Source organism: Leptothoe sp. PORK10 BA2 (genome assembly GCF_034932105.1).
Classification (GTDB): domain Bacteria; phylum Cyanobacteriota; class Cyanobacteriia; order Phormidesmidales; family Phormidesmidaceae; genus Leptothoe.
In genome coordinates this window covers 14310-29189 of the sequence record NZ_JAYGIG010000144.1, presented here as the reverse complement: position 1 = coordinate 29189, position 14880 = coordinate 14310, and the positions used below count along the sequence as shown (strand labels likewise).

At 51.2% G+C, this 14880-nt stretch carries 9 protein-coding genes; 4 read left to right on the top strand and 5 right to left on the bottom strand.

The window, feature by feature from the left end; all coding sequences use genetic code 11:
- Positions 1 to 278: 278 nt before the first annotated feature.
- Genes VB741_RS23180 through VB741_RS23170 form a run of 3 tightly spaced genes read left to right on the top strand, consistent with a single transcriptional unit; the run spans position 279 to position 4729 of the window.
- On the top strand, positions 279 to 545 hold the full coding sequence (locus tag VB741_RS23180; protein WP_323367593.1) for a hypothetical protein: 267 nt from the start codon (positions 279 to 281) through the stop codon (positions 543 to 545).
- Between the two features lie 57 nt (positions 546 to 602).
- Entirely contained in the window at positions 603 to 3887 is a 3285-nt protein-coding gene (locus tag VB741_RS23175) for a DEAD/DEAH box helicase (protein ID WP_323367592.1), read from the top strand.
- A 5-nt stretch (positions 3888 to 3892) separates the two neighbouring features.
- The gene (locus VB741_RS23170; protein ID WP_323367591.1) at positions 3893 to 4729 is read left to right on the top strand and encodes an SWIM zinc finger family protein; all 837 of its coding nucleotides are present in this window, start codon (positions 3893 to 3895) and stop codon (positions 4727 to 4729) included.
- Between the two features lie 123 nt (positions 4730 to 4852).
- On the opposite strand, the gene VB741_RS23165 is transcribed toward VB741_RS23170, so the two are convergent.
- The 5 genes from VB741_RS23165 to VB741_RS23145 all read right to left on the bottom strand — a co-directional run bounded on the left by VB741_RS23165 (position 4853) and on the right by VB741_RS23145 (position 13828).
- Positions 4853 to 7192, bottom strand: coding sequence for an S-layer homology domain-containing protein (locus VB741_RS23165; RefSeq protein WP_323367590.1), 2340 nt, complete (start codon positions 7190 to 7192; stop codon positions 4853 to 4855).
- A gap of 535 nt (positions 7193 to 7727) precedes the next feature.
- A complete protein-coding gene (locus VB741_RS23160; protein WP_323367589.1) occupies positions 7728 to 9185 on the bottom strand; it encodes a vanadium-dependent haloperoxidase in 1458 nt (485 codons plus the stop codon).
- A gap of 356 nt (positions 9186 to 9541) precedes the next feature.
- Complete coding sequence (locus VB741_RS23155; protein WP_323367588.1) at positions 9542 to 10720, bottom strand: benzoate/H(+) symporter BenE family transporter; 1179 nt, start codon at positions 10718 to 10720, stop codon at positions 9542 to 9544.
- A 22-nt stretch (positions 10721 to 10742) separates the two neighbouring features.
- Complete coding sequence (locus VB741_RS23150) at positions 10743 to 11597, bottom strand: AraC family transcriptional regulator (protein WP_323367587.1); 855 nt, start codon at positions 11595 to 11597, stop codon at positions 10743 to 10745.
- Between the two features lie 122 nt (positions 11598 to 11719).
- Positions 11720 to 13828 (bottom strand): diguanylate cyclase domain-containing protein, encoded by a 2109-nt coding sequence (locus VB741_RS23145; protein ID WP_323367586.1) that lies wholly within the window; start codon positions 13826 to 13828, stop codon positions 11720 to 11722.
- A gap of 500 nt (positions 13829 to 14328) precedes the next feature.
- On the opposite strand from VB741_RS23145, the gene VB741_RS23140 reads away from it, so the two are divergent.
- A partial coding sequence (locus VB741_RS23140) for a leucine-rich repeat domain-containing protein (protein WP_323367585.1) occupies positions 14329 to 14880 on the top strand: 552 nt, incomplete at its 3' end.

Below are 14880 nucleotides of genomic sequence, written 5' to 3'. Positions count from 1 at the left end.
AAATGCTTTGAGGTTGGTAACACTGTTCATAGACGATTGAGGTTAGTTGTGTTTCCTCAGCTTCGTCTATGGAGCGATCTGGCTCAAGGGCTGATCGCTCTCTCAACATTTTTTGTCTAAACTCCAGTTGACAATCTGTGGATTACCTTCAATCGAGACCCAGTGAATCGCCATAAAGGATTGAAAGACCCATCGTAAGGTTGGTGTGTCAGTGAGTTTTCCTAACTGGTGGTGAGTATCTGTTGGGCAAATCGCAACGGTTGCTGGACCATCCTAATATGGGCGATGTCAGGGGCAAGGGGCTGCTGCTAGGCGTGGGGTTGGTGAAAGACAAAGTCAGCAAAACGCCTCTGGAGAGTGCTGCGATGGCTTCAGTGACTCAGTATTGCATGGGCAAACAGGTGATCATTGGCCTCAATACGAATACGATTCCTGGTTTTACCAACGTCCTGATTCTATGTCCACCTTTGGTGGTGACTCGCAAAGAGGCTGACCATTTGGCCGAGACGCTCTACGATGCAATTTTTGCCTTGCCAGGTTCCTGAGGAGACCGTAACCTCGTAAGATAGCAGCAGCAACCCCCTAGTCAGTCAGCATGTGTAATGAAAATTCTGCATGGCACTTGGATTCCCCAAGCAGAAGCGACGTTTATTCAACCAGGGCAATTTTGCCTATGGGTAGAAACGAGCGAGCAAAGCAACCATCGTCGTAAGTCTGGTCATCCATATCAGGTGCCTAAAGCAGCACTGGCGATCTTATTAGAGACTGAACTGGGCATTAAGCCGCCACCATACCGACAGATTGAGGATGACATTGCCCCCCAGCACTTTTTGCTGCCCACCGCTGCCAAGCAGCCCCTGCCTTCTCTAGAGCTATCTCGCTATCTAGAGCAAGACCTGCCCGAGACCTTTGACTATCAATTTTGGGACATCGATTGCTATGCCGTACCCGCTGAACGGGTGCTCAGTCTGCTAAATGACCTGCACTTTATTGCCCTTTACAACCTGGCCGAGGTGCAACTCGGGCCCGATCTGTTGTTTTGGTATCACTATACCCAGGCGCTAAAGCAGGTGATCCAGCGAGATCAATATATCCCTGCCATGCGGTATCGAGAGCTATCTGCCCCGCCGAAAAAGGGCCGGAGTCAGGCTCAACGTAAAACTACGTCTACAAAAACAGCAGCTACAGAAACAGCGGCGGGGCGAACTCGTAAAAGTAAAGCAAGCACTGCAACAGCCACCAAAACCAGCGCCAAAACTAGCGCTAAAACTAGTGCCAAAGCCAGTGACTTCGAGATATACCCCGCCTGGGATCTGATCGGTGAACGCTACGAGACCGATATCCAGACCTATGTAGACTATATGCCCTTAGCCTGTGTGGCAGGATTTACAGCCCCCACAAAAGCAACTGAATTTTACGATCGAGCCAGCCTACTCAGGCATTTTTCTGAATGTTTTCTGGGGGAGTTGATTACCCATACCGCTTTTCCCCAGGGCTGGCTTAAAAAGCTAGAAGACTCCCTGGTCTACCACTGCATCTTTCCTAACCTGAATACGCACTGGACCTTACCGGCGTGGCGAGAGCAATATCAACAGTGGCAGAGCTGGCGCGATCGCATCAGCCGCTCCCAAACCGCCATTCCTTTTCATATCTACTTTCAACTGCAAGAGCCCGACCAGCCCGAAGACGATTGGCAGATCCTGTTTCAGGTCGCCCCCAAGGAAGATCCCTCCCTGCGGGTGCCCCTCTCAGACTTTTGGCGACTGCGCGGCAAGCAACAAAAAGAACTGCGTCAGCAGTTTGGCGATGACTTTGAGCAGCATTTACTCATGAACCTGGGCTATGCCGCCCGCATCTATCCCAAGTTTTGGCAAGGATTAGAGACCGATGAGCCGGTGGGCATCGCCATCGATCTTGAGACCGCCCTTAATTTTCTCAAAGAAGCCGCCTGGGTCCTAGAAGATGCCGGGTATAAAGTGATCGTCCCCGCCTGGTGGACGCCGAAAGGACGACAGCGGGCCAAGATTCGTCTGAAGGCCAAGGGCAAATCCTTAGGCGGCAACGATAAAGCCAAAAGCTACTTTTCCTATGAGACCCTGGTGCAATACCAATATGAGTTCTCGATTGGAGAGCAGCCCGTCACTGAGAAAGAATGGCAGCAGCTGGTCAACGCCAAAGCCCCCCTGGTCAAATTCCGGGGGCAGTGGATGGAGCTAGATCCCGAAAAAATGCAGCAGATGCTGGAGTTTTGGAAAAAGCAGCAGGCTGAGAATCCGGAGCTGAGTCTGCTAGACTTCATGAAACTTGCCGCTGAGGGGGATGAAGACCTGGAAGTCGATTATGACCGAGATGATGTGCTCTCAAGTATGTTGACCCAGCTCAACGACAAGAGCCATCTCGAAACCATGACCGACCCCAGCCAACTCCAGGGGACTTTGCGAGAGTATCAAAAACGCGGTCTGGCCTGGCTGCACTATCTCGATAACCTGGGCCTCAACGGCTGCCTGGCCGATGACATGGGGCTCGGCAAAACCGTCCAGGTGATTGCCCGACTGGTGCAAGAACGGGAAGAAGCCGCCCAAGCCAAAATTAAGCAGCTCCCACCCACCCTACTCATTGCCCCCACTTCCGTTGTCGGCAACTGGTTCCGCGAGTTGGATAAATTTGCACCCCACCTGAAGGTGGCGATCCACCACGGCGCTGAGCGAGCAAACGCGGCCAAAGACTTTAAGGCGATTGCCCGCAAGCACGATGTCGTCATCACGTCATTTACCCTGGCGCGTAAAGATATCGCCTTGCTCAGCAGCCCGACCTGGCATCGGATTGTCCTGGATGAAGCCCAAAATATCAAAAACCCCAAGACGGCCCAGACCAAGGCCATTCTCAAGCTAGAAGCCAAGCACCGGCTGGCCCTGACTGGCACACCGGTCGAAAATCGTCTGATGGATCTCTGGTCAATTTTTAATTTTTTGAACCCTGGCTATTTAGGAAAACAAGCCCAATTTCGCAAAAACTTTGAGCTGCCCATCCAAAAAGATAACCAGCCTGCCAAATCAGCTACCCTCAAGAAGCTGGTCGAACCTTTCATCCTGCGACGAGTTAAAACCGACAAATCCATCATCAAAGACCTGCCCGACAAGGTCGAACAAAAGCTCTTTTGCAACCTGACCAAAGAGCAAGCCTCCCTGTATGAGGCCGTGATCAAAGATATTGGAGAGCAACTGGCCGCAGCCGATGGCATCCAGCGCAAAGGTTTGATGTTAGCGACGTTAACCAAGCTAAAACAGATCTGCAATCACCCTCGACAGTTTTTGCAAGATGACAGCGAGTTTTCTACGGAGCGATCGCACAAGTTGAGTCGTCTGATCGAAATGCTGGTCGAGGTAACTGAGGAAAATGAAAGCGCCCTGATCTTTACCCAATATCGTGAAATTGGCGAAGCCCTGACCCAATACCTCAAGCACACCAGCCACTACAACACCTACTATATGCACGGTGGCACCAACCGCCAAAAGCGAGAGCAGATGATTGCCGAATTTCAAGACCCAGAGACAGCTCCCTCGATCTTTGTGCTGTCACTCAAAGCTGCCGGGGTAGGGATTACCCTGACCAAGGCCAACCATGTCTTCCATTTTGACCGCTGGTGGAACCCCGCCGTTGAAGATCAGGCGACGGATCGGGCGTTTCGGATTGGGCAAAAGAAAAATGTGTTTGTGCATAAGTTTGTCGCCATCGGTACTTTAGAGGAACGCATTGACCAGATGATCGAAGATAAAAAGAAATTGGCAGGATCCATTGTCGGGTCGGATGAATCCTGGCTAACGGAGCTTGATAACGACTCCTTTAAGCAATTGATTTCGCTCAACCGCAGTGCCGTTTTGGAGTAAACATCATGGCTGAATTTAGTAGAACCTGGTGGGGACAAAAGTTCATCCATGCGCTGGAAAGCTTCACAGAGCCTAATCGCCTGGGTCGGGGGCGCACCTATGCTCGCGGGGGCAAGGTCAAGAGCTTTGACATCAAGGATGGCCTGGTGACAGCTAAGGTAAGGGGCTCGGTCAATCCGTACTTTGGTGTTTATAAAGAGCCTCTGTACACGACCACCATCGAGTTTGAGCCGATTAGCAAAGCCAAATGGGCAGCGGTGATTGCCCTGATTGCCTCCAAAGCCAGCCTAATCTCTCGGCTGTTGCTCAACGAAATCCCTGACAATATCGAAGACAGCTTCAAGACACTGGGCTTAAGGCTGCTCCCCAGTAGCAAAAAAGATTTTAAGACGGCGTGTTCTTGCCCGGATTACAGTAACCCCTGTAAACACATTGCCGGGGTCCATTACCTGATCGCCGCCAAGCTCGATGAAGACCCGTTTTTGCTGTTTGAGCTGCGCGGGTTATCGCGGGAAGCTTTGAAAAAGGAACTGGCCAAGTCACCACTGGGGCAAGCCCTGTCGGCTGAGATGATGATGCAGCAACAGCCGCCCAACGCAGTCGAGACTTACTACACCCGTCCCGTGACTGAGGCGACTGCTGAGGCTAGCCTAAAAGACTTCTGGCAGGGGGCAAAGCGACTGCCCCAAACGATTGAGGTAGCTGAGCAGTCAGGCGTGTCGGCAGTGTTGGTCAAAAAACAAGGCGACTTTCCACCCTTCTGGCATCGAGATAATTCGTTTCTTGAGGTAATGGAAGAGTTTTACGAGCGGGTAAAAACAAAAAACAAAGATTTATTGTGACAGCGAGGTGAAAGTTAGCTTCGACTCTGCTTTATGGTACAGATCCATTTCGATGCGGGTAGAGCTGACAAGTAGATCATCTTGTAGGACTGGGTTTTGGCGATATAGCCTTTCGCAATCGGATCACTTAAGCGACCAAATTTGAAGGCGATTGGATTGAATGGAGGAAGCCTCGTCTGTGGGTATTTCGGTGATGATCACTAGCTGCTGATTGAGTTTGACAATTCGATTAGGTCGAGTGCTGTTGGTATTTGCGAAGCGTTTGACTCGCACTGTCCCTTCGGTTGTGCCATCGGTGCGATACAGCTCGCTGTTGTTGGCGATGAAATAGAGCCAGTCGCCATGAACGGTGAGATCTCTCGGCAGACTGGAGTTCTGTTGTTCAAAAGGGAGCGGACAGTTTGGGGTGGGATTTTGTGGGTTAGGAGGCATGCAGGGCGGAGCAATCAGACTGGTTCCTGGCGATAAGTCGGCAACTTGCTGTGTTCCTTGGGGCGTGCCATCAGTGCGCCAAAGTTCTTGTCCATTTAAACCTCCTCCACTAAAGAAGAGACGATCTTTAAAGACCGTAAACCTGTCGACATTCCCATTGGAAAATATGGCTAATCGTTTTGTTCCTGCATCTGTTCCATCGGTTACCCATAGCTCATGACCTGAGCCAAAAGATCTTTCACCGGCGACCGGTGCTGGGCCTAAAAAACTAAAGAATAATCGACCTTGATGAACAAAAAATGTGCGCTCAGCATTGCTGGATTGCTGAGCACTCAGCCGTTTAACAAGGCGCGTACTGGCTGAGGTGCCCTGGGTAGACCAAAGCTCAAATCCTTGGGGAGAGTTTGCCAAGGCAAAGAACGTGGAGCCGAGGCCAGTGAGTAATCGAGGGGCGGAGCTTTCTGCACCGGGATAAATATCCTTGAGTAAGACGGTGCCGCTAGGGGTGCCGTCGCTCGTCCAAAATTCCCAACCGGCTTGGGGGGTTTCTGCTTGGACATAGATGTGATCTTGCCAAGGGGTAAAGGGTTCGCCTGCTGGGTTGAGGGTTTGCAGGGCGATCGCTCCATTTGGCCTGCCATCACTGCGCCAAAGCTGGGTGGTACTTTGGGCATCCCGCAGGGCAAAGAAAAGCTGTCTACCATTACTCGTGAACAGGTTAGGAATTAATCCCCCTTGAGGTGGTTGATGTTTAAACTGACCCAAGGCTTGAGTGTTGTTTTGACCATCGCTTTGCCAAAGCTGTGTTTCTGTTGGAGTCGTGAGCGAAAACACATAATTTTCGTTGAGAAAGAGATTGGGTTGTGTATCCAACCGACTGGCCTGACTCAAGGCTTGATTTAACTCAGGGCTGAGAGCGGCGAGCGCTTTTGTGCCCGTTGTGGTGCCATCGCTGCTCCAGAGGCGATTGATCAAGTCATTGGGTTGCAAAGGTTCTGTGGTAAACCAAACTCGCTGAGCTGAGGCTCCCATGAAGGTGGGAAAACTGCTCTGCGGTTGACCGTTGACATCGACCTTAAGGATTTGATCGTTCACCAATCGGGTTCCTGTTGCTGTTCCATCTGTCACCCACAGGCCACCACTTGCGGCCAACACATGATTGCCTGCATTGGGAAGGGCTGTGCGGCGAGAAGCCTCTGCAAAGAAAAATAGCTGATTCTGCAGGAGGGCAATATTGTCTAAGGGGTCAACCTGATTGTGGGGAGTGAACTCTTTGAGCAGCGTTGCCTGTTGCCAAATGCTGTTATCTCCGGACTGGAACTGCACCACATATTGAGCGGGCACTCGATACTGAGGATTCAAGCTAGCGGCATTGGCCTGACAAAGCAGTGCGGCTACTTCACCTCGGGAGATCGCGGCAGTGGGTTTCAGCGTCCTGAGCGTTGGATAATTGACTACGAGATTGGCTTGGGTGGCGGCTGCGATCGCACCTCTCGCATAGTCTGGAATGCTGGCCGCATCGTCAAAGTAGCGAATCAGCGTATCTTCAGTATCGGCAGGCATAGCCACTTTTTGCGCCTTAGCCAAAATCGTCACTGCCTGCGCTTTAGTCAAGACTTGGTTGGGTTGAAATTGACGATTGGGATAGCCCGCCAAAAAGCCCCGTTCGTAAGCTTGCCGAATTGCGATCGCAGCCCAAAACCCGGAGGGAACATCCACAAAAGTTGGCGCATTGTTCACCTTTGGCGCATTGGGATAAGCCTTAACAATAACGGCTGCAAGTTCAGCGCGAGTAAGGGTACCGTTAGGCCGAAAACTCCCATCAGGATAGCCCTGCATAATCCCCTGATGCACCATGCCATCAATACAGGCTGACGCCCAATACTCCTGAGTATCGCGGAATCTAGCCGATTGACTGGCCGACTGGCTAGCTGGTTGACTAGCCGGCTGAGCGGCTAGAGGCATGGCCAGTAGGGGCGCGAGTAAGGGCACAACAAACGCCATCTGAAACAGAGCTTTCACTTTTATCATAAAGTTATCCATCATATTCAGGCTGTTCCAATCGGTTGGCTTTAACTGTGCAGCACTTGAAAGTCACTTGACAATGGCCTGACAACCACCTGTCGATTGCATCGTGTTTCCCTATAAAATCGCCCGACTTTAGAGATACATTTGCCGGTACATCATGCATTCGCCCATCCCGTCATTTCAGTGATATTCCCAAAGTCCACCGAACATTGAGGCGTTACCAAAATTGTTACAGCAGCCAGTACTCCCTAAAACCCAGCCTTTAAGCAAAACTCCCAGCAACTAAGTTGTCATCGATCTTGCAAACCATTAAAAATCGCCCACACTCGCAACAGATACTTTAAGGTATCTGCAGGAAGTATGGGCGATTTTAGGCAGCTCAATCTATTTTTCTGCTAGTTGGGAACTAAACCACGTCCAAGCTGAAACCTGGAGGTTTCCCACGGAAAAAACTACAGTGCTGGACGTGGACAAGGTTGAGTTGAGCACTAGTTGATCTGGGCTGTTCAACCATTGTTTAACGATTATCAAACCGTGGTTAAACCTTAGAGTCGTCGATGGTGCACTGCGAAACACCAATTTTGGCTGCCACCTGATTAGCAAGCTGGCAGCCCAGCCACACACCACCACGGCGACCCAGATCTTCGGGGGCACAGGGGACACCGAACTCACCATCAGGATCGGCACCTTTGATCGTAACGCCATCAAACTGCCAATGGACACCGAGAAATACTCGGCTAACTGAGTTGTCAATGATGGCCTTCCAGAGACTCGAGTACTTGCGAGGCAGTCTCGGTCTTGGCGTCTGGGTGCGAGGGTCTGTATTGCGACCATCGTACTCATCGGAGACAAAACAGAAATCGACATTGTCCAAACCTTCTAGTGAAAAGGTTGCCAATCCCTTTTGAACGAGGAAGGTGCGCAAAAGCTGAAAGGCTACCGCCCCAAAAGTTGCATGTCCAGAAGGATAGGCCGGAAAGTCGGGTGTTAACGCCAGGCCTTTCCCATTTGTATCGGGCCGACCCAAGGGCAGCCATTCAGACTCGGGAGCGGCCAAATCACCTAGCCCAAACCGGATGCCGAGCGCTGGGCGCCACATCATGTGATCAGGCGAGTATTTGTAATGCCAAGCATCAATGCCCGCATCTGCCATAGCCAATCCTGTTGCAGCAATGATTTGCAACTCTTCTTGTACACTCAGAGCACCTGGTTTGCGGCTTTCAATATCATCTAGCACTGACAACACCACCTGCATGTAAAGGCGAGGTGGGGTACCTAGCTCGGGAGGGCCGTCATATCCCCAATAGATACCGATGACCTCTTCATCGCCTGTGCGAGTTCGGTTTTGTTGCGCACCCTTGGTCTGAACTCGGAGGAAGTCGGCGGCGAAGTGTGCATTGGGTACCACAGTTGTCGGCCCAGTACGACCTGGAGGTGGGGCAAAATCCTCTACCCGCTCGGTCACTAGCCGGGCTGCATTACCCCAAACTGAACCGGCAAATCTTTGGTTAGGTTCAGTGGGCGGAGCATCGTGGGTATAGGGGCCACTGGGTGTATAGCCCATGGTATTGGCAAGTTGGCGATCATTGATGCCAAGGAGATGAACGGCATTGCCAACCATGCGTCCATAGTTTTCTGAGGGCACCATCGGCGGAAAAGAGATCTCAAACAGGCGTACCCAAAAATCCCAGGATGCGTTGAGTTCCGCAGACTGGGTGGGGTAGCGCAGCAGCAGTAGTTGATGGCAAGCTGCTGCACCTGTGACGACAGGGTCAAGAGACTGGGTGGGTGAGTCCAATGAAAGTGTCAGGAGTGGCTTTCTACCGGCAACCAATACATAGCCGTCGTGCAATGCACCTAGCGCCATGCCGAGGGCTCGTGCGGTTCTAAAGGGTCCACGTTGATCGCCTTTGCCGAATGTAGGCGTATGGTCGCGGCGAACACACTCAATGGCGACATCGACCCAATAGCGCATTTCTTTTGAAGCTGCTGGCATGCTAAATATCCTTTCAGGAATGATTGTTGACTTCTTTGTAAAGGAGTGAGTCAGTCAGTCTGACAGACTTGCTCCAATCGACTACATTGAGTCTATGCAATGAGACTAGGTCGCCACAGCACCCGCGGGGGTACTTTCTAGATTCCTAGATCATTCAAGGGTGCCAAGCCTCACTACCCGAGAGGGCTGAACGCTTTCCGTACTAACATTTTGGCGGTAAAACAGCTCACCTTTGCTTGCGATATAAACAATCTCTTAGACCCATTCTCTTCGCACCGTTGTTACGGTGCGAAGAGAACGTCCATAATCCTGAAATAATCTCATCTTAAAACTCCCTGAGCCCGATAGGCGTTGACTTAAGGAGGAGTAACCCGATAGTTAAGTCGAGCAATGAGGATTGCTAGGGTACCGGCCAACAATCCCCAGAAGGCTGAACCAATCCCCAGTAAGCTAATCCCGGATGCGGTGACCAGGAAAGTAATCAGTGCGGGTTCCCGTTCGTTCTCTTGGGTCAAGGCACTGACTAGGCCCTTGCCGATGGTGCTAAGGAGCGCTAAACCTGCGATCGCAACCACCAACTCCCGAGGCAAGGCCGAAAACAGGCCCACCACCGTGGCGCCAAACAGCCCCACCACGATATAAAACACCCCTGACATCACCGCAGCCACATAACGTCTAGCCGGGTCTTCGTGGGCTTCTTGCCCCATGGATATGGCTGCAGTGATGGCGGCCAGGTTAATGGCAAAGGCCCCAAAGGGAGCTAGGCATAAGGTAGCAACACCACTCCAGCTAATCAGAGGAGATGAGGGGACTTGATAACCAAAGGCACGAATGGTGGCGACCCCCGGCACATTTTGGGATGTCATGGTGACAATGAATAACGGTAAGGCAATCCCCATCAGCCCATTGACAGAAAACTGTGGAGTAATAAACACCGGGGTAGCCCATTGCAACTGCACCGTCTCCATTTGCAATAACCCCTGGACCCCCGCCAGTAAAATCCCTAACCCTAATGCTGCAACCACCGTGTAGCGGGGACATAGGCGACGCATAATCAGATATAGACAAAACATGGGAAAAACCATGACAAACTGGGTTTGCATCGCTGTGAAGACATGGAGGCCAAACTGTAGTAACACCCCCGCTAGCATGGCTGATGCGAGGGACAGCGGCAGCCGCTCTATCAGCTGCTCAAACCAGCCGGTAAAGCCAAATAGAGTGATTAACGCCCCACAGATTAAAAAGGCTCCGGTGGCTTCCTGTAGGCTGACATCGGCGGTGGTGGTTACCAACATGGCGGCTCCAGGGGTGGACCAAGCCATCACAATCGGTACTCGATAGCGTAGGGATAGAATGATGCCCGTCAGGCCCATTCCCCAGCCTAAAGCCCACAGCCAGGAGCCAATTTCAGTCGGGGATGCGCCCATTGTTTGTGCGGCCTGAAATACGATGACTCCAGCGCTGGTAAAGCCGACGAGGACGGAGACAAAACCTGCGATCGCAGCAGACAGTGAAAAGTCTTTCAAGAAAGTCATGGATATCCCTAGATGTTGGCTTCTAGGTTAAAAATATCTGGGCTAAGCCGTATTGGACAGAATTGCCCTTTTGATATTGACCAGGGGTGACACCATAGGTTTGCTTAAAGGCACGATTGAGATGGCTTTGGTCATAGAATCCATGGTCAGTTGCAATCTCGCTCAGCGCTTGCCGACTAGTCTGCAAGGCTTGCTTTACCTGCACCAGCTGCCAGTGACGCTGATATTGATGGGGAGCACAGCCCACCTGCTGCCGAAAACAGCGGATTAAATAGTAGGGGCTGAGGTTGACCAACTGGGCCAGCTCATTGAGGGACACATTGTCGGTATAGTGAGCTTCAAGGTAGGTCCGCACAAGGGCAACAGCCGTTGATTCTGGCTGAGCGGCTCTGATACTAAAAGAGTTTTCTGCATTTAATTGGAATAGTTTTGACAGGAGGCCCAACAACAGAGACTGTTGCTGTAACTGAGATGTGGGTGTTTTTAAACAGTCAAAAAGCCCATAGAAAATTGGTTTTAGAGACGGCTCCTTAAGGATCGGTGCTTTGAAATATGGAATCCCTGGGCCTGTCCCGTCTAACTGGGTTAATATCTTTTCGATTTGTGAAAAATCAATATAGAGATTACGAAAGCTCCAGCCCACTGGAGAAGCCACTTGACCCGTGTGAATGACACCTGGGTTGATCAAATTAAAACTACCAGGACTCAGGAAATGGGTTTTCCCACGGTGTTGGCTACAGCCTTGGCCACTTTCGTTAAAGCCGATGGTATAGGCTTCATGAAAGTGTTTCCCAAACCGATGGTGGCGTAATTTTGCCTCGAAGAGTTCAATGCCCGGAAAACTTGTTTTCCAGAGGCGGGCTGAGTCAGTTTGCATCACCTAGATTTCTGAGTGGAGGCAGGTCTTGGATCAAAGCATTTTTCACCTGCTGATGGGAAACATCTTTAGCCATCTTTAGGGGGATTTGGTTTAGCAGTCATATGCTAGCACCTGTGCATTCATGGATCTATTGGGGATGAAACCTTTGACTCTGGGGCATAAACACAGTAACGGTTTCGTCCTTGCTGTTTAGCTCTATATAGGGCTTTATCGGCCTGCGCCAGTAACTGATCTGGCCTGGTACCAGGGGTAGGAATTTCACAGGCTAGCCCCAGACTAATGGTCAACAACGGATTCACCGTTGACTGGCTGTGGGCAATTTGCAATTGTTGAATGGCCGTTTGTAGATGCTGGGCGATTTCAATGGCTCCCTGTTGTGTGGTGTTTGGCAACACAATGGCAAATTCTTCCCCCCCGTAGCGAGCGACTAAATCGGCAGGTCGCTTAATAGTCTGTTGGGCTGTTTGGGCGATTTGGACTAAGCAATGATCTCCAGCTGGGTGCCCATAATGATCGTTGTAGAGTTTGAAGAAATCGACATCGAACAAAATTAGGGATAGGGTTTGTTGCTCTCGGGCCATGCGTTGCCATTCTTGAGTTAGGTAACTATCGAGGTAACGACGGTTGGCTACCTGGGTGAGTCCATCGAGATGGGCCAGACGTTCTAGCTCTAGATTGAGGGCTGCCATTTTGGCGACAGCGCGTTGACTGTCGGTGACATCCCGATAGGTCCAAATGCGACCGATGATGCGATCGCAAATCCATTGTGCCTGGGTATAACACTCAAAAATGCGGCCATCCCGCAGCTCGACTAGCTCCAGTGCCTCCACATCTGGGGTCTCTTGCCACAGGTTTAAAACCCTAGACATAAATGTATCCGGGTCTGGGGTTTGATCCGCCAGAAACTGCCAACGTTCATGGGGAATACTGTCAGCGGCCAACAAAGACTCTGGAATATTCCACAGTTTTACAAATTTCTGGTTATAGGCCAAAATCTCTCCCGACTGGGTGTGGGATAAAATGCCCTCAGCAGTAGACTCCAAGGTGGCCATGAGCTGTGTGGTCAACAGTTGATTCGCCTCGGCCAGTTGTTGTTTAGTCCGACTAATCCAGCCACTGGCCAGCATGCCCGACAGTAAACTCAACAGCAGAGCCACCAAACAGAGCACCACGGTTTTGCGAGTATTGGCCTGGAGCTCTTGGGTAAAATCTGACGTTGGAATGACGACTACCACCAGCCAATCTAACCCACGGCCCTCGGTCAAGGGGGCCACCTTAATCAGGTTGTGATGATCGTCATGGGATATGGTGAGACTCTTTTTTTGATCAATGTTATCCAATGAGCCAAAGTGTTCCAACAGATGGTGGTTGGCATCTTGAATTAATGGATCGCTGCTGGTAATGGCGTTCACCCGTTGTTGGATAGTGCCCATGGACATCAGAGGCAGCTGCTGGCCAGAGGTCGCCACCAGTTGCCCTGAGCGCTCCATAATAAAGGCTTGACCGGAGTTGCTAATGGTAAGCGTTTGCAAAAACTCGGTGAGTTGCGCCAGGGGAATCTTGACCCCCAGCACCCCCAGCAGTTTTCCATTGGGCTGAAACAGGGGATGGGCCGCTGTGATCACCAGATCAAGCCCGGTTTGTGTCTGAAAAATGGGGCTCCAGGTAGGCTCCTGTTTTTGCTGGGCTGCTGTATACCAAGGACGGTAGCGTTGATGGGGGCGCTCCTTACTTTGGACGAGTGTGGTGGGCTGTCCAAATTCGTCGATATCGTAGACATTCCATTTAAAGTTGGTGGCCATGGTCTGCATCCCCCACAGGCACCGACTATCCCAGGTTTTATGGATGCCGATGACTTCAGCTGAAGGATTGCCATATAAAAGTGTTGATCCTGGCTGGGCTCGCCTGATTTGGTGCCAAAAGAAAGTTCGCAGGGCCAGCGGATCGTCGGGGTTGAGTGTTTGGCTTGCGATCGCACCCTCAAATACTTGATTTAGCCGATGGGGTCCATCCAGATAATTCAGCACCTGGTTTTGGATCCGGGCAACCACTTGATCGCTCAACTCAAGCGCTAGGTGATCAACATTTCTGCGACCATTACGTAGGGACAACCAGCCCGTGAGTCCCACAGCCGTCACCGTTTGAGATACAAATAGGACCATTAAGACAACATTGAGCGGAAGTTGGTCGGACTTTTTAAGGACATACCGCTTATATCGATCAAACATGAATGGCCGATCTGACTGATAGCATTAGCACAAGGCTAGAAAATCTGAAAATAGCACCCCGCAGGAATGTTATCGCCCTTCCGTAATATTTCCAGTATCATTTTTTTCAACTGTTGCATAGACGACCAATCGAATGTCCTTCCTCGGGGGCAAAAGCCATACACCGGGAGCTTCCAGAGTGAGATACTTCAACCCCGTTTCCCGACCGCTGGTCAAGGCGATCTGCTCCGTTGTGTGTGGCTGGGTTCAGTTCCGCTCTCCCAGCTGCGTAAAGCTGGAGCCCATTCAGAGTTCCAGCTTACGACTGGGCTCTGCCCGTCAAAATTTTGGTTATGCTACCAATTTTCTGATTTTAAACCACGTCCAAGTTGAAACCTGGAGGTTTCCCACTGAAAAAACTACAGTTCTGGACGTGGACAAGGTTTATTAATCTGCTAGTGAGGGCAAAACTGAGCAATTTTTGCCAATATGGGAGTATGCACTGGGGTTAGGCGATGGCAATGACTAAGGATGAGCTGCTGGCGTTGATTGACCGGGCAGCGGCGGCAGGATGGACGGAGTTGGACCTGGCAGGGCAGGGGCTGACGGAACTGCCAGAGGAGCTGGGTAGGCTGACTCAGCTTGAGCGGTTGATATTGGGCAAAGGCAAAAAGGATGAGAATGGCAACCAGGAATGGGGTCATACCGTCATCAACGGGGAACGGCAGTGGGGGCCGCTGACCATTGGCAATGGACTAACAGAGTTACCTGACTGGTTAGCGAACCTGACCCATTTGCGTCATTTAGACCTAAGTGGCAACTCCCTAGGAAATATTCCTGGCTGGGTGGCCCAACTATCGAATTTAGACACCCTCATCGCCTTCACCAATCAAATCATCGAAATTCCCGATTCCATCGCTCAGCTCTCGGCTCTACAACACCTCGACCTCAGCTCTAACCAAATCACCGAAATTCCCGATTCCATCGCTCAGCTCTCGGCTCTACAACACCTCGACCTCAGCTCTAACCAAATCACCGAAATTCCCGATTCCATCGCTCAGCTCTCGGCTCTA